Source organism: Actinacidiphila yanglinensis, from assembly GCF_900107965.1.
Lineage (GTDB): Bacteria > Actinomycetota > Actinomycetes > Streptomycetales > Streptomycetaceae > Actinacidiphila > Actinacidiphila yanglinensis.
In genome coordinates this window covers 494,617-518,881 of record NZ_FNVU01000001.1, presented here as the reverse complement: position 1 = coordinate 518,881, position 24,265 = coordinate 494,617, and the positions used below count along the sequence as shown (strand labels likewise).

The 24,265-nt window shown below is 73.9% G+C and carries 25 protein-coding genes; 14 read left to right on the top strand and 11 right to left on the bottom strand.

Going from position 1 to position 24,265, the window contains the following annotated elements; all coding sequences use genetic code 11:
* Window positions 1-23: 23 nt before the first annotated feature.
* A complete protein-coding gene (locus tag C4U44_RS02120) occupies window positions 24-950 on the top strand; it encodes an ABC transporter ATP-binding protein (protein WP_103883816.1) in 927 nt (308 codons plus the stop codon).
* Window positions 947-1,813 carry an ABC transporter permease gene (locus tag C4U44_RS02115; RefSeq protein WP_103883815.1) on the top strand — a complete coding sequence of 289 codons (867 nt, stop codon included), beginning with the start codon at window positions 947-949 and terminating at the stop codon, window positions 1,811-1,813. The genes C4U44_RS02120 and C4U44_RS02115 overlap by 4 nt, the downstream gene beginning before the upstream one ends.
* Window positions 1,814-1,887: 74 nt before the next feature.
* Here C4U44_RS02115 and C4U44_RS02110 read toward each other — a convergent pair whose 3' ends face one another.
* Entirely contained in the window at window positions 1,888-2,148 is a 261-nt protein-coding gene (locus tag C4U44_RS02110) for a type B 50S ribosomal protein L31 (protein WP_103883814.1), read from the bottom strand.
* A 2-nt stretch (window positions 2,149-2,150) separates the two neighbouring features.
* Window positions 2,151-2,315, bottom strand: coding sequence for a 50S ribosomal protein L33 (gene rpmG / locus C4U44_RS02105; protein ID WP_103883813.1), 165 nt, complete (start codon window positions 2,313-2,315; stop codon window positions 2,151-2,153).
* Window positions 2,316-2,473: 158 nt separating this feature from the next.
* Here rpmG and C4U44_RS02100 point away from each other — a divergent pair, with 158 nt between their 5' ends.
* Window positions 2,474-4,396 (top strand): ATP-binding cassette domain-containing protein, encoded by a 1,923-nt coding sequence (locus C4U44_RS02100; protein WP_103883812.1) that lies wholly within the window; start codon window positions 2,474-2,476, stop codon window positions 4,394-4,396.
* Entirely contained in the window at window positions 4,393-6,201 is a 1,809-nt protein-coding gene (locus C4U44_RS02095) for an ABC transporter ATP-binding protein (RefSeq protein ID WP_103883811.1), read from the top strand. The genes C4U44_RS02100 and C4U44_RS02095 overlap by 4 nt, the downstream gene beginning before the upstream one ends.
* On the opposite strand, the gene C4U44_RS43175 is transcribed toward C4U44_RS02095, so the two are convergent.
* Entirely contained in the window at window positions 6,162-6,770 is a 609-nt protein-coding gene (locus C4U44_RS43175; RefSeq protein ID WP_103883810.1) for a GNAT family N-acetyltransferase, read from the bottom strand. The genes C4U44_RS02095 and C4U44_RS43175 overlap by 40 nt on opposite strands.
* A gap of 590 nt (window positions 6,771-7,360) precedes the next feature.
* On the opposite strand from C4U44_RS43175, the gene C4U44_RS02085 reads away from it, so the two are divergent.
* On the top strand, window positions 7,361-8,602 hold the full coding sequence (locus C4U44_RS02085) for a serine hydrolase domain-containing protein (RefSeq protein WP_103883809.1): 1,242 nt from the start codon (window positions 7,361-7,363) through the stop codon (window positions 8,600-8,602).
* A 178-nt stretch (window positions 8,603-8,780) separates the two neighbouring features.
* Here the strand turns inward: C4U44_RS02085 and C4U44_RS02080 are convergent, their stop codons facing one another.
* The 3 genes from C4U44_RS02080 to C4U44_RS02075 are packed head-to-tail and all read right to left on the bottom strand — an operon-like array spanning window position 8,781 to window position 10,375.
* Entirely contained in the window at window positions 8,781-9,413 is a 633-nt protein-coding gene (locus C4U44_RS02080) for an NAD(P)-dependent oxidoreductase (RefSeq protein ID WP_103883808.1), read from the bottom strand.
* Window positions 9,414-9,470: 57 nt separating this feature from the next.
* Window positions 9,471-9,806 (bottom strand): EamA family transporter, encoded by a 336-nt coding sequence (locus C4U44_RS43405; protein ID WP_322973533.1) that lies wholly within the window; start codon window positions 9,804-9,806, stop codon window positions 9,471-9,473.
* Window positions 9,767-10,375, bottom strand: coding sequence for an EamA family transporter (locus C4U44_RS02075; RefSeq protein ID WP_322973532.1), 609 nt, complete (start codon window positions 10,373-10,375; stop codon window positions 9,767-9,769). The genes C4U44_RS43405 and C4U44_RS02075 overlap by 40 nt, the downstream gene beginning before the upstream one ends.
* A 45-nt stretch (window positions 10,376-10,420) precedes the next feature.
* Here C4U44_RS02075 and C4U44_RS02070 point away from each other — a divergent pair, with 45 nt between their 5' ends.
* A complete protein-coding gene (locus C4U44_RS02070) occupies window positions 10,421-10,957 on the top strand; it encodes a MarR family winged helix-turn-helix transcriptional regulator (RefSeq protein WP_103883807.1) in 537 nt (178 codons plus the stop codon).
* Window positions 10,958-11,240: 283 nt separating this feature from the next.
* The gene (locus C4U44_RS02065) at window positions 11,241-12,674 is read left to right on the top strand and encodes a serine hydrolase (RefSeq protein WP_146088184.1); all 1,434 of its coding nucleotides are present in this window, start codon (window positions 11,241-11,243) and stop codon (window positions 12,672-12,674) included.
* 82 nt (window positions 12,675-12,756) lie between these two features.
* Here the strand turns inward: C4U44_RS02065 and C4U44_RS02060 are convergent, their stop codons facing one another.
* Window positions 12,757-13,263: a DUF5990 family protein gene (locus tag C4U44_RS02060; protein WP_265737303.1), complete on the bottom strand. Its 507-nt coding sequence runs from the start codon at window positions 13,261-13,263 to the stop codon at window positions 12,757-12,759.
* Window positions 13,264-13,406: 143 nt separating this feature from the next.
* On the opposite strand from C4U44_RS02060, the gene C4U44_RS02055 reads away from it, so the two are divergent.
* Window positions 13,407-13,601, top strand: coding sequence for a helix-turn-helix domain-containing protein (locus tag C4U44_RS02055; protein WP_103883805.1), 195 nt, complete (start codon window positions 13,407-13,409; stop codon window positions 13,599-13,601).
* A 7-nt stretch (window positions 13,602-13,608) separates the two neighbouring features.
* A complete protein-coding gene (locus tag C4U44_RS02050) occupies window positions 13,609-14,082 on the top strand; it encodes a Clp protease N-terminal domain-containing protein (RefSeq protein ID WP_103883804.1) in 474 nt (157 codons plus the stop codon).
* Window positions 14,083-14,169: 87 nt separating this feature from the next.
* Here C4U44_RS02050 and C4U44_RS02045 read toward each other — a convergent pair whose 3' ends face one another.
* Window positions 14,170-15,180 carry an NADPH:quinone reductase gene (locus C4U44_RS02045; RefSeq protein ID WP_103883803.1) on the bottom strand — a complete coding sequence of 337 codons (1,011 nt, stop codon included), beginning with the start codon at window positions 15,178-15,180 and terminating at the stop codon, window positions 14,170-14,172.
* 141 nt (window positions 15,181-15,321) lie between these two features.
* Between C4U44_RS02045 and C4U44_RS02040 the strand changes: the two genes are divergently transcribed.
* Window positions 15,322-15,768, top strand: coding sequence for a group II truncated hemoglobin (locus tag C4U44_RS02040; protein ID WP_103883802.1), 447 nt, complete (start codon window positions 15,322-15,324; stop codon window positions 15,766-15,768).
* A 51-nt stretch (window positions 15,769-15,819) separates the two neighbouring features.
* On the opposite strand, the gene C4U44_RS02035 is transcribed toward C4U44_RS02040, so the two are convergent.
* Window positions 15,820-16,185 (bottom strand): hypothetical protein, encoded by a 366-nt coding sequence (locus C4U44_RS02035; protein WP_103883801.1) that lies wholly within the window; start codon window positions 16,183-16,185, stop codon window positions 15,820-15,822.
* 119 nt (window positions 16,186-16,304) lie between these two features.
* Entirely contained in the window at window positions 16,305-17,171 is an 867-nt protein-coding gene (locus tag C4U44_RS02030; RefSeq protein WP_103884159.1) for a Gfo/Idh/MocA family protein, read from the bottom strand.
* A gap of 354 nt (window positions 17,172-17,525) precedes the next feature.
* Here C4U44_RS02030 and glnII point away from each other — a divergent pair, with 354 nt between their 5' ends.
* Both glnII and C4U44_RS02020 read left to right on the top strand, forming a co-directional pair.
* A complete protein-coding gene (glnII, locus tag C4U44_RS02025; protein ID WP_103883800.1) occupies window positions 17,526-18,545 on the top strand; it encodes a glutamine synthetase in 1,020 nt (339 codons plus the stop codon).
* Between the two features lie 151 nt (window positions 18,546-18,696).
* Window positions 18,697-20,859, top strand: a complete 2,163-nt coding sequence (locus C4U44_RS02020) for a hypothetical protein (RefSeq protein WP_103883799.1) — start codon at window positions 18,697-18,699, stop codon at window positions 20,857-20,859.
* Here the strand turns inward: C4U44_RS02020 and C4U44_RS02015 are convergent.
* Window positions 20,856-21,410 carry a GNAT family N-acetyltransferase gene (locus C4U44_RS02015; protein ID WP_103883798.1) on the bottom strand — a complete coding sequence of 185 codons (555 nt, stop codon included), beginning with the start codon at window positions 21,408-21,410 and terminating at the stop codon, window positions 20,856-20,858. The two genes, C4U44_RS02020 and C4U44_RS02015, sit on opposite strands and share 4 nt — an antisense overlap.
* A 438-nt stretch (window positions 21,411-21,848) precedes the next feature.
* On the opposite strand from C4U44_RS02015, the gene C4U44_RS02010 reads away from it, so the two are divergent.
* Together C4U44_RS02010 and C4U44_RS02005 are read left to right on the top strand one after the other, a co-directional pair.
* Window positions 21,849-23,144, top strand: coding sequence for an extracellular solute-binding protein (locus tag C4U44_RS02010; RefSeq protein ID WP_103883797.1), 1,296 nt, complete (start codon window positions 21,849-21,851; stop codon window positions 23,142-23,144).
* A 122-nt stretch (window positions 23,145-23,266) separates the two neighbouring features.
* A complete protein-coding gene (locus C4U44_RS02005) occupies window positions 23,267-24,265 on the top strand; it encodes a carbohydrate ABC transporter permease (RefSeq protein WP_103883796.1) in 999 nt (332 codons plus the stop codon).

Genomic DNA, 24,265 nt, shown 5'->3' with positions numbered 1-24,265 from the left:
CGCGACGACGGCACCGTGAAGGCATGATCGAAGCCAGGCATGTGACGAAGCGTTACGGGGACACGGTCGCCGTCGACGACCTGTCCTTCAGCGTGCGCCCGGGACGGGTCACCGGTTTCCTCGGCCCCAACGGCGCCGGGAAGTCCACCACGTTGCGGATGATCCTGGGCCTGACCGCCCCCAGCAGCGGGACGGTCACGGTCGACGGGGTGCCCTTCGCGGAACGGCGGCGCGGGCTGCGGCACGTGGGGGCGCTGCTCGATGCCCAGGACGTGCACGGCGGGCGCACCGCGGCCGCGCACCTGTCGGCGCTGGCCCGCGGCAACCGCATCCCGCGCACCAGAGTGGCCGACGTCCTGGAGGAGGTGGGGCTCGCCAAGGCCGCGGGTCGACGCATAGGCGGCTTCTCGCTGGGCATGCGGCAGCGGCTCGGCATCGCGGCGGCCCTGCTCGGCGACCCCGGGGTGCTGCTGTTCGACGAGCCCCTCAACGGCCTGGACATGGAGGGCGTGTTGTGGGTGCGGGGGCTCTTCCGCCGGCTCGCCGCCGAGGGGCGCACCGTGCTGTTCTCCAGCCACATGATGAGCGAGATCGAGCAGAGTGCCGAGCAGGTCCTGGTGATCGGGCGCGGCCGGCTGCTCGCCGACGAGCAGTTGGCGGACCTGTCCCGGGCGGCGCGCGGCGGCTCGGTGGTCACGGTGCACGCAGCTGACCCGGCGGCGCTGGCCGCCCTGCTGACCGGGGAGGGCGCGAGCGTGCGGCCGCTGTCGGAGGAAGCCGTCGAGGTGTCCGGGCTGCCCGCCCGGCGCATCGGCGAGCTCGCCCTGCGGCACGGTCTCGCGCTGCACCAACTCACCACCAAGGCGTCGTCACTGGAGGACGCCTTCCTGGAACTGACCGCCGGCAGCGTCGAGTACGCGGCCGGCGACGGAAGGGGTGGGGCCCTGTGAGCACGCAGACACCTGCCGCGGGCGCCCGGCCGCTCCTGGCGGCGGACGAACCCCGGCCGCGGTTCGCCGACCTCGTGGCCGCCGAGTGGATCAAACTGTGGTCACTGCGCTCGACGCCCTGGGTGCTTGCCCTGACCGTGCTGGTCACCATCGGCGTCAATCTGAACGCGGTGCACTCCGACTTCGTGTACATCGACCGCGCGGCGCGCACGGGTACCGGACACCGGGCGGGGGCGTACGACCCGATCTTCCACGGGCTGAACCAGATCTCCGCGGACCTCCTGATGCTCGCCGCGGGGGCGGTCGGCGCGATCAGCGTCTTCGGGGAGTACGCGACCGGGCTGGTCCGTACGACGTTCGCGGCCGTGCCCGACCGGGGGGCGGTGGCACGGGCGAAGGTGCTGGTGGTGACCGCGCTCACCACGGCGCTGGGGGCGGTGGTGGCCACGGCGTCGTTCTTCGGCGGCAACGCGATGCTGGTCTCGCGGCACGTCGGCCTGTCGATCACCGATCCCGGCTGCGCGCGCTGTGTCGCCGCCTACGCGCTGATCGCGCCGGTGTGCGCGCTGGTCGGCATGGCGACGGGGGCGGTCTTCCGTTTCGCCGCCGCGTCGATCGTCGCCGTGGTGACGCTGCTGTTCCTGGTGCCGCTGCTCTTCGGGGGCGACCGCTACGAGCTGCTGCGGCGGATCGGCAACACGCTTCCGGGCAACGCGGAAAGCCGCCTGGTCTCCAACCCGGCGGCGCCGATCTCGTGGGGGAAGTACCCGGCCTCGGTGCACGGTTCGTGGCTGGCGCTGGCCGCATGGGCGGTCGCGTCGGCGGTCGTGGCCGTAGTGGTGGTCCGGCGCCGCGACGTCTGAAGGCGTCGCGGCGCGAGGGTGGAGCGGGCCGGCTTCCCGCGGGACGGTGTCCCCGCGGGATTCCGGCCGGCACCTCAGCGGGCGGCGGCGTCCGCCGAGCCGTAGCGGCGGCGGAATCGCTCGACGCGGCCGGTGGTGTCCAGGACGCGCTGGGTGCCCGTGTAGAACGGGTGGCTCGCCGAGGAGATCTCCACGTCGAGCACCGGGTAGGTACGGCCGTCCGTCCACTCGGTGGTGCGGTCGGTCGTGAGGGTGGAACGGGTCAGGAAAGCGTCGCCCGTGGCGCGGTCGCGGAAGACGACGGGCCCGTAGGCGGGATGGATCGTGGACTTCATGGTCAGCGCTCCTCTCGGAAGTCGACATGCCGGCCCGCGGCGGGGTCGTACTTGCGCAGGGTCAGGCGGTCGGGGTCGTTCCGGCGGTTCTTGCGGGTCACGTAGGTGTAACCGGTGCCCGCGGTGGACCGGAGCTTGACGACGGGACGCAGTTCGTTGTTCGCCATGTCCTCTACTATACGACTTTGGTTTTCATTTTCAAGAGCTGGCGGGAACCAATTTTCGGCCGCCGGGATCCGGGCCTGGTACGCCGATGGCCGGTGAGCGCTATGACGTGACCCCAGGGCGCGCCCACGCCGCCGGCCGGCCGCTTTAGGGTCGGTTGGTGACCCTTGACGCCCTCCCGCTCCCCCCGCGGCCCGCCACCGCCTCCCCCGCGGCACCGCCGCCCCCGCCGCCCGAAGCCGGCCGGCACTCCCCCCGGGCGCTGCTGTGGGGCGCGCTGCGGGCGCAGCGGAAGGACCTGGTCGCGGCGTCGGCGCTCTACAGCTCGCACCAGCTCGGCGAGTCGATGGTGCCGGTCCTGGTCGGCGCGACGGTGAGCGAGGCGATCGCGGGCGGGGGACGGTGGGCGATCGCCTGGTGGCTCAGCGTGCTGGCCGCGGACTTCGTGCTGCTGTCGCTGTCGTACCGCTACGGCGCCCGGGCCAGCATGCGGGCGAAGCAGCACACCGGGCACGTGGTGCGCATGTGGGTGACCGAGCGGGTGCTGCGCCCCGCCGGCGGCATACGCCTGGCGCCCGGCGACCTGCTCACCCGCGCGGCCAGCGACGCGGGCCGGGTCGGCGCCTTCGCCGGGGTCGTCGCGCAGACGGTGGCGGCGGTGGCGGTGCTCGCGGTCGCGACGGCGCTGCTGCTGGGCTTCTCACTCCTGCTGGGGGCGGTGATCCTGCTCGGCACGGCGCTGCTGCTGGTCGTGCAGGACCGGGTCGCGCGGCGGCTGCGGCGGCACAGCGGGGCGGAGCAGCACGAGGCGGGGAAGGCCGCGGTGCTCGCGGAGGACCTGGTCCGCGGGATGCGCGTGCTCAAGGGGATCCGGGCGGAGCGGACCGCCGCGGCGGACTACCGCACGGCCAGCCAGGCCGCGTTGGGGGCGTCACTGCGGGCGATGTCCTCGCAGTCGCTGCTGTCGGCGGTCGGAACGGCCTTCACCGGGGTGTACTTGACGGTGATCGCGGGAGTGGGCGGGTGGCTCACACTTTCGGGTCGAATCGGTTTGGGGGAGTTTGTGGCGGCTCTGGGATTGGCACGATTCGTGGTGGGACCGATGCAGGTGGTGTCGGGGGCGAGCGCGGCGTATGCGCGGGCGGTGGCGTCCGCGGGGCGGGTGCTCGAAGTGACGGGGACGCGGGAGGAGGTGCGGGACGGGCTTCGCCCGGGCGGGTTCGAGGAGGGTCGGGGTGCCCGGGTCGAGGTGGCGGGGGTCGAGGTGGACGGGTTCTCGGGGGTGTCGTTCGTCGCCGAGTGCGGGGAGTTGACGGGGGTGGTGGTCGATGCGCCCGGGTTGGCCGGGCGGATTCCGGAGCTGCTGGTGCGGGAGAGCGAGCCCGCGGCCGGACGGGTCGAGGTCGGGGGAAAGGCGGTGGGCGAGGTGCCGTTGGAGCGGCTGAGGGCCCGGGTGCTGGTGTCGCCGCATGACGCCGTGCTCTTCCCGGGCACCCTCGCGGAGAACATCGCGCTGCTCGCGCCCGACGCCAAGGCCGCAGAGCAGGGCACGTGGGCGGCGTTCGCGGATCAGGTGATCGACACGGTGCCCGGCGGCGCGGACGCCACCGTGGGCGACCGCGGGGAGAGCCTGTCGGGCGGGCAGCGGCAGCGCGTCGCCCTGGCCCGGGCCGTCGCCGCGACCCCGCCCGTCCTCGTGCTGCACGACCCGACGACGGCGGTGGACGCCGCCACCGAGGACCGGATCGCCGGGCGGCTGCGCCAGGTGCGGGCCCAGGAGGGTCTGACCTCCTTGCTGGTCACCACCAGTCCGGCCCTGCTGTCCCGGTGCGACCGGGTGTTCTTCCTGCACGGGGCCGCGGCATACGAGGCCGCGTCGCCGGGAGCCCCGACACAGGGAGCCGCGGCGAACGGACGTGCGGCGAACGGCGATCCGGTGCACCGGGAGGCTGGGGACGCCGACGGCTCCGGCGCGGACGGCGGGACCGAGCATTCCCGGCTCACCCTGCTCATCACGGACAGCGGCACCCATGCCGGGTTGATGCGGGACAACGCCGCCTACCGCGAGTTGCTGACCCGATGAACCCCACGGAATCCGCCGCCGCTTCGCCCGCCACCCGGCGGCTGCTCCCGGTCGCCGACGGCCGCCGCACCCGGGCGCACCTGCGCACCGCGCTGCGGCCCCGCCGGCTGCTGCTCGCCGCGACCACGGCCGTGATGGTCGCCGAGAGCGCCCTCGGCCTGGTCGGGCCGATCGCCATCGGCTGGGTGACACAGGCGATCGTCGACGGGCGCGGCACGTCCGCGGTGATCGGCCCGGTCGCCCTGCTCGCCGCCGCCGCGGTCCTCGGCGCACCCGCCACCTGGGCGTCGAACGTCCTGCTCGCCCGCGTCGTGCTCCCCGAAGTGGCGCGGCTGCGCGAGGACGTGGTCGGCTCCGCCCTCGCCCTGCCGGTCGACACGGTGGAGGCGGGCGGCAGCGGCGACCTGGTCTCGCGGGTCTCCGGCGACGTGGAGCGCGTCACGGAAGCCGCGCAGGGCGGCCTCGCCGGCTTCGTGTCCGCGGCCCTCGCGATCCTGGCCACCCTGGTCGGACTCGCCTCCCTGGACTGGCGGTTCGCGCTCGCCGGACTGCTCGCGGTGCCTCTCCAGGCGTACACGCTGCGCTGGTACCTGCGGGCCTCCCGCCCGGTCTATGCCGCGGGGCGCACCGCCGAGGGCCACCGCACCTCCGCCCTCCTCGGCGCCTTCGCCGCGCTGCCGACCGTGCGCGCGCTGCGGCTCGGCGGCCGCCAGTACGCCCGCGTGCAGGACGCCTCGCTCGCCGCCGCCGGGTACGAGTTCGAGGCCACCCGCACCGCCACCCGCTTCTTCGGGCGGCTCAACGTCGCGGAGTTCGTCGGCCTCGGCGCGATCCTGCTCGTCGCCTCCGTCCTGGTGCGGTCGGGCAGCGCGAGCGTCGGTGCGGCGACCACGGCGGCGCTGTTCTTCGTCGGGCTCTTCGACCCGATCAACGCGGTGCTCGGCGCCTTCGACAGCGTGCAGCAGGCCGCGGCCGGGCTGGCCCGCCTGATCGGGGTCCTCGACGCGACACCCGCATCCGCGCCCGTACCCGCGCCCGCGGGGAGCCCGGAAGCGGCTCCGCGGACCGCCCGGCAGCCCGTACTCGCCCTCGACCGCGCGGACTTCGGCTACGGCGACGGCCCCGACGTCGTGCACGACGTCAGCCTTCGGATCGCCGCGGGACAGCACGTGGCGGTGGTGGGCACCACCGGTTCCGGCAAGTCCACGGTCGCCACGCTGCTGGCCGGGCTGCGCGCACCCCGCCGCGGCACCGCCACGCTCGACGGCGTGCCGCTCGCGGACGTCTCCCCCGCCGCACTGCACGGCACCGTCGCACTCGTCACCCAGGAGACCCACCTCTTCGCGGGCAGCGTCGCCGCCAACATACGGCTGGCCCGGCCCGAGGCGACCGACGCGCAGGTCGCCGCCGCCCTGGACGCGGTCGGCGCGACCGGCTGGGTCGAGGCGCTGCCCGACGGCGTCGACACCCTGATAGGCGCCGGCGGCCACCACCTCGCCCCCGGCCGGGCCCAGCACCTCGCGCTGGCACGGCTGTTCCTGCTCGACCCGGACGTGGTCGTGCTCGACGAGGCCACCGCGGAGGGCGGCAGCGACTCGGCCCGGTTGCTCGACACCGCGGCCACCACGGTCCTGCGGGGGCGCGGCGCCCTGCTGGTCGCCCACCGGTTGTCCCAGACCGCCGGCGCCGACACCATCCTCGTCATGGAGGAGGGGCGGGTGACCGAGCGGGGTTCCCACCAGTCGCTGCGGGCGGCCGGGGGGACCTACGCGTCCCTGTGGGAGGCATGGTCGAGGCCGGGTTGAGGGCGGTCGGGGCGGGCTCGCCCGGGCCCGCCGGACCTCTTGGGCCCGGGCGCGTAGGTGTAGAGGGCGCTCGGGCCGGCGTCGGAGGGGTCCGGGGAGTCGAGGACGGTGGTGCGCACGTGGGTGAAGCCGGCCTTCTGGAGGGCGCGACAGGAGGCGTCGTTGGCGAGTTGAGGGGCGGAGACGACGACGGAGACGTCAGGGAAGCTGTGCAGCAGGAGGTCGGCGAAGGCGGCGATCGCGGTGGGCGCGATGCCCTGGCCGCGGCGCTCGGGCGGTCCGACCAGGTAGTCGAGGCCGGCGGCGTGCGGGATGCCGACCGCGCGGTCCCAGTCGGGGCTGTCGGCGTGCCGGTAGCCCTGGATCAGTCCCACAGGTTGGCCGTCGGCGAGGATCACCGCGCACAGGGTCGGGTCGCGTCCGTCGACCACGGGGCCGTACTCCGCCTCGACAGCCGCGCCGGTGGGTTCGGGTTCCCGCCACCACTGCCGCACATGCGGCTGCTCCAGCCACTCCCGCAGCAACGGGAAGTCGGCGCGGGTCAGCGGGCGCAGCGAGACAACGGGCACCCCTCCAGTCTGCCCGCGAACGCTCGGCAGCGGCCGGCAGGCGGTGCCGAGCAGCGCACTGATCGGGCGCGACCCGGCTCCACCGGCGGGTCGACGATCCACGGGGCCGCGGCGTTCGGCTCCCTGCCGATCACGGTCGGGGGGTGACGATCCCGGGGTACGGCACGCAGGTCCCGTTCCCCGCCCGGCCGCCCCAACTCCGGCACCGGCAGGGTCACCTTCGCCCCCGGTGGGGCCTGCGGCACGGCGCGCCCCGCCACCCTCGCGCTCACCTGCGTGGACGAGCGGCTGCCCCCTGGTTCCCGACTGGGCACACGTTCCCGGCGGCACCGACGTTCCTGACCGCACCGGGTGAGCGACCGCATCGCGATGCCGTCAACTGGTCGTCCTCACCCCGAAGTTCCGGCCCGGAGGACGGCCGGCTCTCCCGGTCGGGCCGGGCGGGACGGCCGGCCCGACCCTGTTCCCGGGGGATCCCCCCACCCCCCTTCGGGTGGCACCCGCATCGCCCGGGCGCCGCCGGACCGGTTGACTCGCTCGTGTCCGCAAGCACGCGGGCGACACGAGGCGGAGAGCAAGGGGGATGTGCGATGCGGGTCGCGAGGACGGGCAAGCGGGCGGTCGTGGGGGCGATCGCGGTGGTGCTGGCGGCATCGGCGCTCGCCGCGGTGCCGGCCGGCGCCTATGCGGGCGGCGGCGCGGACCGGACCGGTGGGAAGGCCGCGGCGGGCGGCTACTCGACGGCGGACCTGCGCAAGGACCTCGCGGCGGTCCGGGCGGCCGGCGGCGGGGACGTCAACGTGGTGGCCCGGGTGGACCGCCAGGGCGACGGCCCGCTGCGCGCCCGCTACGGGACCGCCGGGCTCGGGTCGAAGGCGCCCGTGCCGTGGGACCCGGAGTTCCGGACGGCCAGCACCAGCAAGACCTTCACCGCGGTCGTGGTCCTCCAACTCGTCGCCGAGCACCGGCTGTCGCTGGACGACACCGTCGACCACTGGCTGCCCGGAGTGGTCGGCGGAAACGGCAACGACGGCCGCCGCGTCACCGTACGCGACCTGCTCCAGCAGACCAGCGGCATCTACGACTACATCCAGGACCCGGCCGTCCAGGACCGCCTCCTCAACCACTTCGACGAGAACCGTTTCGACGACACGCCGCCCGAGCAGCTCGTCGCCGTGGCGATGAGCCACCCGCCGGTCTTCACGCCCGGCAGCGGCCGGTGGGCCTACTCGAACACGAACTACCTGCTGGCCGCGATGATCGCCGAGAAGGCGAGCGGCGGGCAGAGCTGGCAGGAAATGGTCGAGCACCGCGTGATCGCCCCGCTCGGCCTGCGCCACACGTACATCCCGGGCGCGAACCCGTACCTCGTCGGCCCGCACGAGCGGGTCACGGTCACCGGGCCGGACGGCAACCCCCTCGACCTCACCGAGCAGAGTCTCCAGCACACCGCCGACTCCGGCGTCGTCAGCACGCCCGCCGACCTCGACACCTTCTTCCGCGCCCTGGCCGGCGGCAGGTTGCTCTCCGCCGCCCAGCTGGCCGAGATGCGGACCACGGTCCCCTACGACGACCTGCCCGTGCCACCCGCGGGCACCCAGGGCGGTTACGGTCTCGGGTTGCGGGTCCTGCCGCTGACCTGCGGGGGGACGGACGACATGCACGAGGGCGACGGCCTCGGCGTCTACACCCGCCCGGCCGTGTCCGCGGACGGCCGCCGCGCGGTGACCGTCTCGATCACGACCACCACGGCGCTGATCGACGAGGACAAGGTGAACCGCGCGGTGGAGGCCCTCACGGACCACGCCTTGTGCGACCGCGCCGGGTCGTGACGAGCGGAACGACCGTACGGGCCCGCCCGGGTGAGCCGCACACAGCGCACGGCGGCCGGGGCGGACTCGGACCAGGCGAACCCCGAGCGGACATGGCAACCGGCGTCCCCGGCCCCGGGGTTCGACGAACCAGGGCCAGCCCGGGCGAACCCGCCCGGGCCGCCCGTCGGACACCGACTCAGTACCCGGCGGTGAACCGCCGCCCCCGGTGCCGCGGGCGCTCCGCCTCGTCCAGGAGGGCCACCGCCAGGTCCTCGTACGACAGGGCCGAGACGCCGTCCCCGTCGACCACCAACTCGTCGCCGCCCAGCCGGAAGTGACCGGTGCGCTCGCCCGGTTCGAGCAGCGCGGCAGGGCTGAGGCAGGTCCAGTCCGCGCCGGACGAGGCCCGGCACGCCTCGAGTTGGAGGGCGCACGCGCGCGCTATCGGCGCCCATTCCGCGGGGAAGTCCGGCGCCTCGGCGACGGTGCCGCCCGACGGGACGCCCAGGGTTCCGGCGCCGCCGACCAGCAGCAGCCGCACCCCGGTCGCGGCTGCCGCGCCGAGCAGCACCTCGGCGGCGAGGACGAGTTCGTCCTCCTTGCCGTACGGCGGCCGGGTGGCCGCGACGGCGAGATCCTGCGTGTGCAGCAACTCCGTTGCGGAGACCGGGGACAGCGCGTCGCCGACCCGGGCGTGCACACCCTCGGGGAGTGCGGAGAAGCGCTCCTCCGACCGCACCACGCCGGTGACCTCGTGGCCGCGCGAAAGTGCCTCGGCGGCGATCCGGCGGCCGGCCGCTCCGGCGGCCCCGAAGACGGTGATACGCATGACTGCTCCTTCAGATCCTTCACAACACAGTGGGGATGAGGTGGGGTTGGGGCCGCGTCAGGTGCCGGACGGCCGTCCGGTCAACGGTGGTGGAGCGGTCAACGGCTCCACCGCGGGCTTCAGTTGGGCGGCGACCAGCGCGCCGAGGATCAGAACGCCGCCCGCGACCTGCATGGCGGTCAACTCCTGCCCCAGCGCCAGCCATCCGACCGCCGTGGCGACCACGGGGCTGAGCAGGACGAGGAACGTCACGTTGGTCGGCGGGAGTTCGCGGATGCCGCGGAACCACAGCGCGTACGCGAGCGCGGCACCCACCAGCGTCAGGTAGCCGTAACCGAGCATGTTCCGCGTGCTCAGCGTGGCCGGCGGCAGGCCCTCGACCAGCAACGACACCGGGAGCAACAGGAGGCCGCCGGAGACGAGTTGCCACCCCGTGGTGGCGAGCAGGGCGCGGGGGCCGGCCAGCGCTTGCTGAGCACGACGCCCACGGCCATGACCACCGCGCTGCCCAGCGCGGCGGCGACCCCGAGCGCGTCGAGGCGCGCACCGGACCGGAGCACCAGCAGGCTGACCCCCAGCACCCCGGCCAGGCCGGTCAGCACGGTGCGCGCGGTCAGCCGGTCCCCGAGCAGGCCCGCCGAGAGCACCGCGACCAGCAGCGGCTGCAGCGCCCCGATCGTGGCCGCGACCCCGCCGGGCAGGCGGTACGCCGCGACGAACAGCAGCGCGAAGAAGGCGCCGATGTTCAGCGCGCCGAGGACGAGGGACCGCCACCACCACACGCCGTGCGGCAGCCGGCGGCCGACGGCGACCAGCAGGAGCCCGGCGGGCAGCGCGCGCAGCACCCCGGCCAGCAGCGGCCGGTCCGGCGGCAGGTACTCGGTGGTGACGTAGTAGGTGGTCCCCCACACGCTGGGGGCGAGCGCGGCCGGCAGGACGACGCCTGCCCGATTTCTTAGCACTAAGAGAAAGTATCTCAGCACTAAGAGATTGGCTACTCTGTTTCCATGACGCAGACGGAGCAGGGCGGCGGTCGGGCCGCGGGGACGGGCGACCACGTCGACCTGGTGCTCGACCAGTGGTCCCGGCGGCGCCCGGACCTCGACGTCTCCCCCATGGCCGTGATCGGCCGGCTGAAGCGGCTGAGCCGGCTGCTGGAGGCGGAACTGCGCCGGGTGTTCGCCGAGCACGACCTCGACGCCGCCTCCTTCGACGTGCTGGCCACGCTGCGCCGCAGCGATCCGCCGCACCTGCTGACCCCGGCGCAGCTCATGCAGGCCGCGATGGTCACCTCGGGCGCGGTCAGCCAGCGCCTGGACCGGCTGGAGGCGGCCGGACTGGTGAGCCGCAGCCGCAGCGACGCCGACGCCCGCGTGGTGCACGTCCGGCTCACCGAGCACGGCCGGGCCGTGATCGACGAGGCGCTGCCGGACCACGTGGCGAACGAGCACCGCCTGCTCGCGGCGCTCGGCACGGACGAGCGCGACGCCCTCGCCGGCACCTTGCGGACCCTGCTGGTGTCGCTCGGCGACGGGACCGACTGACGCGACCGCACCCGGCCGGCCGCGGCCGCACCGAACCGGCCGCAACCATCCGCGTACGCACACCCGTACGGTCCGGGGTCTGGACGCCGCGCGGCGAGTGGCGTAGGACGGGAGGTCGCACGTCCCGGAGTCGATGTGACGATCGTCATGGCGGGTTCATCCGGCCACAACACATCCTGCATAGCCTCGACCGACTTCCACGGACGCCTCCGACGGACGCGTCTCAGACGATTGCCACCCGTCTCTCAGGGGAACCCCAGATTCCCTTCCTACGGTCGGTGGCATGGAACAGCGCAGACCGTCGGCGGACGGCGAGGGCGGGGGGTGGACGGCCATGGCCGACGTGCACGGCGACGGTACGAATGCGACGCAGGACAAAGCGACGCAGGACAAGGCGACGGCCCGGGACGACGCCGCTGCCACCGCTGACGCCGAGGGGACCGCCGACCAGGAGGACGGGACCGGGATACCGGACGCGGGCGAGGAACCCGGCGCCGTTCCGGAGTTCCGCACGGCGTCCGAGCCGGAGGGGGCCGCGCCCGAAGCAGACCCCGAGCCCGAGACCGCCCACGACTCCGAGGCCGCGCCTGACCCGGCGACCGAGCCCGAGCCCGAAGCCGATCCCGCGCTCGAACCCGAAGACGCATCCGCATCCGCCCCCGCCCTGCACCTCGGCACCCCGGACCCGGAACCCGAACCCCCCGAGGCCGATCCCGCCCGCGGCAACGCACGCGCCTGGTCGCGCCCCCTGCTCATCTCCGTGACTGCGCTGGCCGCGATGGCCGTCCTCACGCTGGCCACGATCGTGCAGTCCCCGTCCGCGAAGGCCGGCTCCGAGAGCAGCCCGACCGCCGACACCTCCGCGCCGAAGTCGACCGCGCCGCAGCCCACGCGCACGACGAGCACCCCGAGCGCGGGCGCCACCACGACACCCGCGCCCGTCACGGACACGACGCCGGCCGGCGCCTCGCCCGCGGCCAGCACGTCGACCTCGCCCGACGCCGCCGTGACTTCGGCGGTCCGCGCCCTCGGCATCAGCGGTGACCTGTCGGTCGCGGTCGTCGACGCCGACGGCGGCGCCACCGCGACGTACGACAGCGACAGCGACACCTCGTACGACACCGCCAGCATCGTCAAGGTGGACATCCTCGCGACGCTGCTGCTCCAGGACCAGCACGCGGGCACCCACCTGACCGCGGGGCAGCAGAACCTGGCCACCGCGATGATCGAGCAGAGCGACAACGACGCGGCGCTCGACCTGTGGCACACGATCGGCCGGGGCGCGGGGCTGGCCGCCGCCAACAAGTCGTTCGGGCTGCACCACACGGTGGGCGGGGACGGCGACCTCTGGGGGCTGACCCAGACCAGCGCGAGCGACCAGATCGCCTTGCTGCGGGCGGTGTTCGACAGCGACTCGCCCCTGTCGTCGTCCTCCCGCGCGTACCTCACCGGGCTGATGCGGTCCGTGGTCGACGGCGAGCGCTGGGGCGTGTCCGCGGCCGATTCCGACGGCTCCGGCTACGCGCTGAAGAACGGCTGGCTGGAACGCACGGCGACCGCCCGGTGGGACATCAACAGCATCGGCGAAGTGACGTACGAGGGACACCGGTTGCTGGTGAGCGTGCTGTCGTCCGGCCAGCGCACCGAGCAGGGCGGCATCGACCAGGTCGAGTCCGTCGCCCGTACGGCCGCGCAGGCGTACGTCGGCGCGGCATAGGTTCCCGGCTCCCGCCCGGACCCGGGGAGGAGGCCGCCGCTCCCCCGGCCCTCCTCCCCGATGCGGCGCCCCGGCTCCGCAGTTACGTCGCCGACCATTCCACGGCCGGGGGCACGACCCGCGCGCACAGCGGCCCGCCCTTCGCGTCGGTCAGGCCGAGCCGGGCGGTGAGGTGCCCGCCGCGGACAGCCGCGTCGAGGACGTCCGGCTCGACCGCGGCCAGCAGGAGCTTCGCCCGGCGGAACATGGTGAAGGCGCCGTCGGGCGCGAGGGTGCCCCAGCAGAGGTATACGAAGCGGTCGCCGGGCCGCCCCTGGACGTACGGCCCGGTCAGCTCCGGCAGCCCGTCGGCGCCCGGGCGGGCCGTGCACTCCAGTTCCCAGCGCGCGGTGGGGGCGTCGCCCGGGGTGAGCCCGAGGAGTTCGGCCGGCCGGGCGCGGCGCTGGACGCCGACGTGGATGCCGTCGTATCCGGGGAATCCCGGCGCCGCGGCGCAGGTACGGCCCGGCAGGTGGTGGCCGACGACGCCGAGCGTGACGGCCGCGCCGGGAACGCGGGAGGTGCGGGGAGAGCGGGAGGTCGGTGCCACCCCGCCATTGTGCGGGCCGGACCCGGCCGCGAACCCCCACACGTCAGCCGTGTCCGCCACGTCCGCCGCGCCAGCCATGTCCGCCGCACCAGCCATGTCAGTCTGTATTGACACTCATTCGGCGTCAATCTAAACTGACGAACATGAACCTGACCGAGGTCATCGACTCGGACGACCCCGCCGTCGGCCTGCGCGCGGTCGGCGCCCTGCACCGGCTCGCCGAGCAGGTCGAGGCGACGCATGTGGCGCTGGCCCGGCGGCAGGGGTGGTCGTGGGAGCAGATCGGGGACGCCCTCGGGGTGTCCCGCCAGTCCGTGCACGCCAAATACGGAAAGTGAGGCGGCCATGTCGGCAGAAGCTGCCGCGGCTCCGCGGCTCAAACCGGTGATCGAACGAGCCCGCACCGAGGCCGAGCGGCGCGGCGACCGCAGGATCGGCACCGACCACCTGCTGCTCGCGCTGCTGCACGACCCGGACGCGCCGCCCGCGCGCGCCCTCGGGGTGAGCCTGGACCAGGGCAGGTCCGCGCTCGACGCGATGGACCGCGACGCGCTCGGCGCGATCGGCGTCCACCTGGACATGCCGCTGGCCGCGCCGCCCAGCCGCGGAAGCCGGCGGCTCCCGCTCAACTCGGCGGCGCGCTCGGCGGTCGGGGAGTCCAAGCGGTTCGCCGAACGCGATGGCAAGGGGCGGCGGATCGAGCCGCGCCATCTGCTGCTCGCCCTGCTCACGTCCCGGCACCCCGACCCGGCCGCGGACCTGCTGGGCGCCCTGTCCCTGGACGCCCCCGAGGTCAGGCAGCGGCTCTCCGCCGCCTGACCCCCGCCTTGGGGCGTGCCCATCCCGCGCCCGGCACCACGGCAACACCGTTCCACGGCAAGGAAATACGGCGATACGGCAGGACCCCTACGCCGAGGCCACATCGATCAGCACCTTGCCGACCGCCCCGTTCCGCACCGCCTCGTGCGCCGCGCCGGTCCGCTCCAGGGGGAAGCGGTGGAAGGGCAGCCCCGCCTCCGGCCCGGCCCGCAGCGCCCCGTCGGCGAGGGCCGCGGAGACCGCGGCCACCGCGTCGTCCTTCGCAGCGGTCGGCATCGTGTAGAGCAGCAGGCCCTGCCAGCGCAGGTTCACGGTCATCGAGCGGCGGACCGGCGCGGCGAAGTCGTGGCCGTCGTCGGCGTAGAACGCGACCACCGCGTTGTTGGCGACGACGGCCGCGTCCAGGGTGGCGTTGTGGTCCGGGGCGACCTCCACCACGACGTGCACGCCGTCGGGCGCGATCCGGAGGATCTCCGCCGCCGCGTCCTGCTCCCGGTAGTTGACGACGTGGTGCGCGCCGGCCGCGGTGGCCAGCGCGGCCTTCTCCGGGCCGCTGACCGTGGTGATGACGGTGGCGCCGGCCCAACGGGCCAGCTGGATCGCGGCGTTGCCGACCGCGCCGGCGCCGCCGGCGACCAGGACCGTACGCCCGTCGAGCGTGCCGGGCGCCAGTCGCCGCGGGCCGTCGTCGGCGACGGTCAGCGCGCGGTGGGCGGTGAGCGCGGGCACCCCGACGCTCGCGCCGAGGTCGAACGACGCGTGGTCCGGGAGCCGTACCGCCTGGCGGGCCGGCACCGTGGTGAACTCCTGCGCGGTGCCGTCGGGCCGCTGGTACGCGGACTCCCACAGCCACACGCGCTCGCCGACCCGTTCGGCCGGCACGCCCGCGCCCACCGCGTCGATCACGCCGGAGCCGTCCTGGTTCGGCACCTGCGGCCGATCCGGCTGCGCGTTCTGCCGCGCCTTCCAGTCCGTCGGGTTCACGCCGGAGACCTCGACCTTCACCCGTACCTCGCCGGCCGCCGGTTCGGGCACCGGCCGGTCGGTGAGGGTGAGGACGTCGGCTCCGCCGCTGCTGGTGTACACGATGGCCTTCATGATCCGTCAACCTACTCCCGGCGGCCGCGCATTCCGGGCGCCGCGCGCCCCTTCGGCGCCCTCCGGAACGCGTTGCTCCGTTTGGTGTGCTCGCGGCGAAACCGCTCCCCTGCCCGGCGGTCCCGGGACGAGGCTGGGGGCATGCCCGAGCAGCCGAGCTTCTACGACGCCCTCGGCGGTGCCGACGCCCTGCACCGCCTGATCGACTCCTTCTACGGGCAGGTGCTCCAGGACCCCCTGCTCGCCCCGGTCTTCGCGCACTTCACGCCCACGCACGTCGAGCACGTGGTGGTGTGGCTGACGGAGGTGTTCGGCGGTCCGGCGGAGTACACCAAGCGGCTCGGCGGCCACCACGGACTGCTCAGCCACCACGCGGGCCTGGCGATCACCGAGGAACAGCGCGCCCGCTGGGCGGAGTTGCTGCTCGCGACGGCCGCGAAGGAGCTGCCGGAGGACGCGTTGCTGCAGCAGCGGTTCGCGGAGTACGTCGAGTGGGGGACGCGCATCGCGAAGTCGGTGTCGCAGCCGGGCGCGGAACTGGGCGACCCCGGCCCGACGCCGCGCTGGGGATGGAACGGGCCGGCCTGAGCACCCGGCGCGCCGAGAACGGCCCGGCCCGGCCTGAAACCCCGCGGGCGGCTACAGCGGTTCGGGCAACGCCACCCGGTCGGCGACCGGCGGCATCCCCGGCACCCGCGGTACGTAACTGCCCGACGCCCCGCCGTGCCCCCGGTGCACCAGCAACCCGCTCAGCGGGTCGGGCACCGCGTCGAGGGCGGCCTGCGTGCCGGGCAGCGCGCGCCAGGCCAGCCAGGCGTCCTCCTCGACGAAGGCGACTTCGAGCACCACGCCCCAGCTGTGCTCGTACCACTTCCACAGGGCCGCGCCGTTGGTCACCAGCGACTCGGTGAGCACCTGCGCGTACGCGTCCCGCCACGACGCGGCCGACATCTCCGCGTGCTCGGCGTCCATGACCTCGATCGACCACCAATCCGCAGCGTCCATCCTTCGACGATAGACACCGCCCAGAGCGGCCGGAAGGGGGTGAACACCCCCTGAACGTGATCCTTTTCGCCCGGGTGCGCCCCTCTTGTGCATCCGGGGGGGACCACCGCGGCCGCGGCTCAGCGCAGCGCTTCCTCCGCGGCCGCCAGGATCTCGGTGACCCGCAGCCCGAACCGGGCGTCGCACGGGTGCGGTTCACCCGCCACCAGAGCGTCGATCGCCCGCGCCATCGCGTCGGTCGCCGGACCGCTGACGCCGTCGGGGAAGGTCGCGATCCCGGGCGCGCCGCGGAACTCGATCGCCACGCCGGCGCCGGCCGGCGGCGCGGTCAGGGTGAGAACGGAGGTGCTCGACGCCCCGGAGGCGTGCCGCAGCGTCAGGTGCACCAGGTCGCCTTGGCCGCGGGCGGCGTGCACCTCGGTGGCGTCGCCGAGCACCGGCAGCAGCACGGACAGGGCGTGCGGGCCGACGTCCCACAGCCCGCCCTTCTCGCGGCGCCAGGGCGAGTCCGCGTACGGGCTCGTGTCGCCGCTGAACACCGCGCCGTACCAGTCGGCGCGGCCGGTGAACCACTCCCCGGCGGCGGCCTGTTGCGCGATCCACGCCGACGCGCCCGCGTCGAAGCGCAGCGTGAAGAACACCACCGAGCGCACCCCGGTGGCCTCCACGGCGGCGACCACCTCCCGCGCGGCCTCGACGGTCGCCGCGAGCGGTTTGTCCAGCAGCAGGTGCCGTCCGGCCCGGGCCGCCTTCGCGGCCCACTCCGCCTGGAGGGCGGGCGGCAGGGCGATCGCCACCGCGTCCACGTCCTCGATCAGCGCATCCGGGTCGCCGTAGGGTCGGCCGCCGAACTCGTCCGCGAGCCGGGCGGCCGCGTCGGCCCGGCGGCCCCAGACCCCGGCGAGTTCCACGTCCGGATGGGCGGCCAGCGCGGGGGCGTGCGCCTTCCACGCCCAGGGGCCCGTGCCCAGCAGTCCGACCCGCAGGCTCATGCGCGCACCGCCCCGGCGTACACGCGGGCGTCCTCGGCGGACGGCGAACGGTCACAGGCGGCGGAACGATCCCCGGATGGCATGCACCGAGCCTAGCCCGCCGGGTCCGGAGCACCCGCGCCGCACCCACCTGCGGCGCAGCCTCCGGGCCTGCGGGTACGGCCGCGGAGGGGCGTGGGGTGGATGGGGCTGATGAGGGATTCCCGCTGGTCACGGCAGGCAGTTCACACGTGGTTAACGCGGGGGCAACGGATGGGAAAAACGTGGTTGGGACGCTGCGCTTCAGGCCCGATCAGCGCGGCTCGGTGCCGCACCCGCGCTCACGTTCGTAATAAGGATGGCGTCACCGTGACCTACAAGGCTGAGTACATCTGGATAGACGGCACCGCGCCGACGGCCAAGCTCCGCTCCAAGACGCGGATCCTCGCCGACGGCGCCGAGCTGCCGATCTGGGGCTTCGACGGCTCCAGCACCAACCAGGCCGAGGGCCACGCCTCGGACCGCGTACTCAAGCCGGTCGCCAGCTTCGCCGACCCGATCCGCGGCGGCGAGAACAAGCTCGTGCTGTGCGAGGTCTTCAACATCGACGGCACCCCGCACGAGTCGAACACCCGCGCCGCGCTGCGCGAGGTCGCCGAGAAGTTCGCCGACCAGGAGTCGCTGTTCGGCATCGAGCAGGAGTACACGTTCTTCAGCGGCTCGCGGCCGCTCGGCTTCCCGGAGAACGGCTTCCCGGCGCCGCAGGGCGGCTACTACTGCGGTGTCGGCGCCGACGAGATCTTCGGCCGCCCCGTGGTCGAGAAGCACCTCGACAACTGCCTCGACGCGGGCCTGGGCATCTCCGGCATCAACGCCGAGGTGATGCCGGGCCAGTGGGAGTTCCAGGTCGGCCCGCTCAGCCCGCTGGACGTCTCCGACCACCTGTGGGTCGCGCGCTGGCTGCTCTACCGCACGGCCGAGGACTTCGGCGTCTCCGCCACCCTCGACCCCAAGCCGGCCAAGGGCGACTGGAACGGCGCGGGCGCGCACACCAACTTCTCCACCAAGAAGATGCGCGAGAGCTACGACGCGATCATCGAGGCCGCCGAGTCGCTCGGCCGCGACGACAAGCCGCTGGAGCACATCAAGAACTACGGTCCCGGCGTCGAGCACCGCCTCACCGGTGCCCACGAGACCGCCCCGTGGAACGAGTACAGCTACGGCGTCTCCAACCGCGGCGCGTCCGTGCGGATCCCGTGGCAGGTCGAGGTGGACCAGAAGGGCTACATCGAGGACCGCCGCCCGAACGCGAACATCGACCCGTACGTCGTCACGCGGCTGATCGTCGACACCTGCGGGAGCGCGCTGGAGAAGGCCGGCCTGGTCTGACACCGGCCCGCACCGCCGCGGCCCGGCGCCGCCGCCCTTCGAGGGTGCCCCTACCGAACCGGCAGGGGCACCTTCCGCGTTCCCCGCCCGGATCACGCTTTCGAGTGACACCCCCGGGTGACCATCGCATCAACGGCTCGTTCGACACTGCGTGAAGACGCAGCAGGCATCCGGGACGTCCGCATCCACCCGCCGGTCGAACGCCACCGTGTCGGTGGCACAGGCCGAGGCGGCGCTGATCGAGCACTACCCGCGGCTGGTGCGGCTGGCCTACGTGACATTGCCGGCCGGCCTCGGCAAGCACCGCCGGGCGGTGGCCGCGCACCGGCTGGTGCAGCTCGCGCTGCCGACGTCGCCCACGCCCGCGCGGCAGGACGGGGCGTACGGGGTACTGCGGGTGCGGGTGCTGCGCGGGGCGCTGGAGTTCGGCGCCCAGGGGCGGCTGCGGTCGGCGCTGGACGCGGCGCGGATGCCGCGCGTGGTGGGGCTGCGGGTGCACCCGCAGGCGGGCGGCGACGGCGAGTTGGCGCTGTACCGCGCGCTGGCGGCGCTGCCGGCCCCGGCCCGGGCGGCGTACGCGCTGATGTCCGCGGAGAGCCTGGGTGAGCCGGACACCCGCGGGGTGCTCGAGGCGGCCGGCGTCCGCGACCCGCGCGAGGCGGTCCGGGCGGCGGCGGGGGTGCGCATCCCCGTGCAGGCCAGGGCGGGTGACGGTGGTACGGGTGCGGGTAGCTACGGGATCGGGGCGGCGGGCGCGACGCCCGGCGTGGTGACCGGCATCGTGACCGGCGCGGGCATCGACGCGGGCACGGACTTCGGCCCGGACGCCGGCGCGGACCCCGGCTTCACGGGGGCGGGCGGGGCGCGGGGACGGTCGGCGGGGGTGACGGCGGGTCCCGCCGCGGGCCGGCGGCTGCTGGCCTCCGGCGAGTTCGACGCCTGCACGCTGCAACTGCGCCCCACCGACCTGCTGCGGCGCCGCCGCCGGGGCCGGGTCGGCATGACGGCCGCGGCGGCGCTCGCCGTGGGCGCACTGGTGTTCACGGTGGCCGGCAACGGGTCGTCCTCGCCCCGGTACGCCGCCTCCGGCGCGCCCGCGGCCGACCCGCGCACGCTCGATCCGGAGGCGCTGGTCCGGGTGCCGGCCACGCAGTGGAAGGCCACCGCCCGGCTGGACTACTCGGCCTGGCCCGCGCGCGGCAACCGTGCGAAGGACTCCGCCCTGCTCGGCCGGGCGCTGTCGGTGTGGGCCCACCCGGGTCCGTCCGTGGACGTCAGCTCCACCCCGGGCACCGCGAGGACCGCGCCCACCCAGCCGCCGCAACTCCTGTTCGCCGGCGACGAGGACGGCGCGACCGTGGTGATCTTCTACGACGGCCTGCGGGTGGTGCGCTACGCCCAGCCAAAGACCGGTTCCGGGCGGGCCGCGCTGGACTTCGCGCAGGCGGAGAACGCCGACCTGACCACGGCGGCCGCGGTGCTGGTGGACCGGGTGAACGGCAACGCCCGCTTCCTGATCGCGCCGTGGGTGGCGCAGACCGGGACCCGGGACCTGTTCAAGCCCGACCAGACCGCGGTCGACCTGCACCGCTCGTCCGACGGGGTGACCGACCCGGTGCCGATGCCGGGGGCCGACGCGCCCGCGGGCGCGACCGGCGCGGCGGCGTGCGGCTCGACGTGGCCGGTGATGCAGCTGCGGTCGTCCACCGCGATCGCGGAGAAGCACTCGTTCCTGCTCACCGACCTCGGGGACCTGGCGCCGGTGCACCTCACGTACACCCCGCCGCCGGCGGTGGGCGAGTCGGAGCCGCCGGTGGAGGCGACCGGGCCGAAGGCGCTGGTGAGCTGGGCGCACAGCGCGTGCCGGCTGTCCGAGCTGCGCGGTCAGGGCGTGCGGTCGGTCAACGACTGGGAGTTCGCGGACACCGAGTTGCCCGAGGGCGCCGGGCAGGCGTCGTGGACGTGCGACCGCGCGGACACCTGGCGGGGCCCGGGGATCGCGCTGGTGCAGTTCGTGCCGCCCGCCGCGAAGAGCGACGCGCCCGGCACGCTGGCCGGCCAGCAGGCCGACGGGAACGCGTGCAGCCGGTTCGACCAGCACGTGATGGCCGGCGTGATGTGGAAGTCACCGGCGGACCGGTGGTACCTGCTGGCGGCCGGCAGCCGCGACACCGCGTCCATCAAGGCGACCAACGGCGTCGACGCGACCGCCGACGGCGCGTTCCTGGCCACCCCGGCCCCGCGCGGCACCCGCGCGACCCTCACCGGCCGCCTCGACAACGGCAAGGCGCTGGCACCGCTCGGCGGGGACTAGCCGCCCGCCGGGGACCCGCCCGGGTGCGCGACGTCGGCTGGCTGGCTCCAGGCCGCCTTCACGACCGGGTGCTGCGGCACCAGCAGCTTCATCAGCACGTGGTCGCCCTCGCGCCCGTCCTCCTCCCAGCCCTTGCCGGCGTAGAAGGCACGGGCGCGGGCGTTGGGGGCGAACACCTCCAGCCGGACGAGGCCGATCTTGGCGGACTGCCAGGTGGCGACGCACGCCTCGTGCAGCGCGGTGCCGGTGCCGGTGCGCCACACCTCGGGGTCGATGTGGAAGTGGAAGAGCTCGTCGCCGTCGAACCGGGCACCCAGCACAGCGAACCCGACGATGTGGTCCTGCCGTGTCGCGCACAGCACGGTGCGCTCGCGGGAGATGATCGCCTCCGCGGTCCCCGCCCGCTGCCGCTCCAGCTCGGCCGGCCCGCTGTACTCCTCGCTCGGCAGGTGGCCGGCGTAGTACGTGGCGCGGGCCCGGGCGTGAACTCCACAGATGTCGTCCAGATCCTCGATCGAGGCGTGACGGATCTCGGGGTGCGGGGTGCTCATGGGTACATGGACGCGCAAGATGCCCCAAAGGTTCCCCCTCTCGGGGCATGGGTGACGCGGCTCACTTCGCGCGCGTTCCGTGCAGGTGGTGGATCCAACGTGGGGGACCTGTGCGGAAGTTGTGAGAACTGACGGATCGTTTCATCCGAGACCGGTCCGAACCGGGCACGCCGCGCCCGCTCCGGCGACCGGCTTGCAGCAACGACCCGTAAGCGTTTTCGGACAGCCGGCGGCGCCGGCACTCCGGGAGGCGCCGCGCCGCTGGTCCACGCCGGGGCGGCCGTTCGGGGGCTTGCAGAAAGTTTCTTGCAGCCTCTTTCGCAAAGTGTTGCACCGCTGTTACGGTCCTGCCCAGCCCGAGCGGACGCCGGCTCGCGGGTGCGGCCGGCGGGCGCCGGATCGGTGTGAACGGGCACGTCCCTCATCAAGGAGTCAGGTATGCGACGCGGCATATCCGTCGTGGCGATGGCCGCGGCCATCGTCCTCGGTGCCACCGCCTGCGGCGGCGGCAGTGGCGGCACGCAGGACAGCGGCAAGGCGAAGGACCCCGCCCAGGTGTCGGGCACGGTCACGTACTGGGACACCTCCGACGCGAAGGTCGAGGCACCCGCGTACAAGGCGCTGATCGCCGCCTTCGAGGCGAAGTACCCCAAGATCAAGGTGAACTACCAGAACGTGGACTTCACCACCGTGGAGACGAAGTTCAAGACCGCGGCGCAGAGCGGCAAGGGCGCGCCCGACGTGATCAGGACCGACGTCGGGCTCATCCCCGAGTACGCCTCGCTGCACTACATCGCGCCGCTGGACGGCACCGCGGCGCTCACCGACACGAGCGACTTCGTCGCCGGGCCGCTCAACACCACCAAGTACGACGGCAAGTCGTACGCCGTGCCGTCGGTGACGGACACGCTCGGGCTGCTCTACAACAAGAAGATCTTCGCCCAGGCGGGCATCACCGCCGCGCCGACCAGCTGGGACGAGATGGTCGCGGACGCGGCGAAGATCAAGGCGAAGACCGGGGTCACCGGCACCTACATGAACCCCGACTCGTACTTCCTGCTGCCCTTCCTCTTCGGTGAGGGCGCCGACCTGGCCGACCCGGCCGCGAAGAAGGTCACCGTCAACTCGCCGGAGGCGGTGAAGGCCGTCACCGAGGCGAAGAAGATCTACGACACCTCCTCGCTGAAGATCGACTTCGCCAACGCGTACGACAACATGCAGACCTCGTTCAAGACCGGCAAGGTCGCCATGCTGATCCAGGGTCCGTGGTCGGTGGGCGACGACCTGACCGGTTCGGCGTTCAAGGGCGCGAACAGCGGCAACCTCGGGTACGCGCCGGTGCCGGCCGGCTCCACCGGCAAGCCGCTCGCCCCGACCGGCGGGCAGGACCTGGCGGTGTACCAGGGCTCGAAGAACCTCTCCGCGGCCTACCTGTTCACGCAGTTCATGACGTCGACCGCCAGCCAGGAGCAGATCGCGGTGAAGAACGGCACGCTGCCCACCCGCACCTCCGCGTACTCCGCGGCCGTGCTGAAGAGCCCGCAGATCGCCGGGTTCAAGCCGATCCTGGACACCGCCCGGCCGCGGGTCGCGCTCCCGCAGGTCGGCAGCCTGTTCACGCCGCTCCAGCAGGACTACATCAAGATCCTCCAGGGCAAGGCCACCGTCCAGGGCGGACTGGACGACGCGGCCAAGCAGTTCGGCAAGCTGCTGCCGGACTACGCCGTGCAGTAGCTCCCACCGGCTCCGGACCGGCCGGCCGGGGTCCCGCCCGCCGCACCACGCGGCGCCGGGCCCACGCGCCCGGCCGGCCGGTCCGGTCCACCCGCCGCAGGCCACGACAGAGCCGAGGAGAGATGACCACCGCCACCGTAGAACGGGCCGAGCGCCCCGGCCGCCCCGCGCGGTCCAAGGAGCCCCGGCGGGGACTGCTGACGACGATCGCGCGCGCATGGGACCGGCACTGGTACGCCTGGGCGATGGTCGCCCCCGTGGTGATCGTCATCGGCGTCCTGGTGCTGTACCCGCTGGGCTACGGCGTCTACCTGTCCTTCACCAACGCCACCGCGCAGAACGTGGCCACGAACATCGGCCCCGTGCACATCCCGGCCAGCTACCACTTCGTCGGCCTGCACAACTACTGGCAGATCGTCTCCGGCAAGGACGGCGACTTCTACCCGAGGCTGGAGTGGACGGTGATCTGGACCGTCGCCTGCGTCGCGATCACCTACTCCCTCGGCCTGGCGATGGCGATGCTGCTCAACCGCCCGATGCGGTTCCGGCTGCTGTACCGGCTCGCGCTGATCCTGCCGTGGGCGGTGCCGGCCTTCGTCGGCGTGTTCGCCTGGCGGCTGATGTTCAACGCGCAGTACGGCGTCTTCAACGACCTCATCAACGTCGTCGGGCTGCCGTCCCAGGACTGGCTGGGCACGCCCTTCGCGCAGAAGGTCGCGGTCATCATCGTCAACGTCTGGTGCGGCGTGCCGTTCATGATGGTGGCGATCCTCGGCGGCCTCCAGGCGGTCCCCACCGAGCTCTACGAGGCCGCGGAGATGGACGGCGCGTCGCCGCTGCAGCGCTTCACCCATGTGACGGTGCCCGGGCTGCGGCCGGTGACCAGCACGGTGATCCTGCTGAGCACCGTGTGGACGTTCAACATGTTCCCGATCATCTACCTGCTGCTGGGCAGCAACACCAGCGGGGACACCGACATCCTGGTGACGTTCGCCTACGAGAAGGCGTTCGTCGGCATCTCCGACTACGCGGGCGCCGCGTCGTACGGCATCGTCATCCTGCTGATCCTGGTGGCCTTCTCCACCTTCTACCGCAGCCGGATCAAGACCGAGCAGAGCTGA

Excerpts from the sequence above, each read along its gene's own strand:
- C4U44_RS02120 (WP_103883816.1), top strand. The coding sequence starts at position 24 with ATGATCGAAGCCAGGCATGTGACGAAGCGTTACGGGGACACGGTCGCC.
- C4U44_RS02110 (WP_103883814.1), bottom strand. The coding sequence starts at position 2,148 with ATGAAGTCCACGATCCATCCCGCCTACGGGCCCGTCGTCTTCCGCGAC.
- rpmG (WP_103883813.1), bottom strand. The coding sequence starts at position 2,315 with ATGGCGAACAACGAACTGCGTCCCGTCGTCAAGCTCCGGTCCACCGCG.
- C4U44_RS02095 (WP_103883811.1), top strand. The coding sequence starts at position 4,393 with ATGAACCCCACGGAATCCGCCGCCGCTTCGCCCGCCACCCGGCGGCTG.
- C4U44_RS02085 (WP_103883809.1), top strand. The coding sequence starts at position 7,361 with ATGCGGGTCGCGAGGACGGGCAAGCGGGCGGTCGTGGGGGCGATCGCG.
- C4U44_RS02080 (WP_103883808.1), bottom strand. The coding sequence starts at position 9,413 with ATGCGTATCACCGTCTTCGGGGCCGCCGGAGCGGCCGGCCGCCGGATC.
- C4U44_RS02070 (WP_103883807.1), top strand. The coding sequence starts at position 10,421 with ATGACGCAGACGGAGCAGGGCGGCGGTCGGGCCGCGGGGACGGGCGAC.
- C4U44_RS02065 (WP_146088184.1), top strand. The coding sequence starts at position 11,241 with ATGGAACAGCGCAGACCGTCGGCGGACGGCGAGGGCGGGGGGTGGACG.
- C4U44_RS02055 (WP_103883805.1), top strand. The coding sequence starts at position 13,407 with ATGAACCTGACCGAGGTCATCGACTCGGACGACCCCGCCGTCGGCCTG.
- C4U44_RS02050 (WP_103883804.1), top strand. The coding sequence starts at position 13,609 with ATGTCGGCAGAAGCTGCCGCGGCTCCGCGGCTCAAACCGGTGATCGAA.
- C4U44_RS02045 (WP_103883803.1), bottom strand. The coding sequence starts at position 15,180 with ATGAAGGCCATCGTGTACACCAGCAGCGGCGGAGCCGACGTCCTCACC.
- C4U44_RS02040 (WP_103883802.1), top strand. The coding sequence starts at position 15,322 with ATGCCCGAGCAGCCGAGCTTCTACGACGCCCTCGGCGGTGCCGACGCC.
- C4U44_RS02035 (WP_103883801.1), bottom strand. The coding sequence starts at position 16,185 with ATGGACGCTGCGGATTGGTGGTCGATCGAGGTCATGGACGCCGAGCAC.
- C4U44_RS02015 (WP_103883798.1), bottom strand. The coding sequence starts at position 21,410 with ATGAGCACCCCGCACCCCGAGATCCGTCACGCCTCGATCGAGGATCTG.
- C4U44_RS02010 (WP_103883797.1), top strand. The coding sequence starts at position 21,849 with ATGCGACGCGGCATATCCGTCGTGGCGATGGCCGCGGCCATCGTCCTC.
- C4U44_RS02005 (WP_103883796.1), top strand. The coding sequence starts at position 23,267 with ATGACCACCGCCACCGTAGAACGGGCCGAGCGCCCCGGCCGCCCCGCG.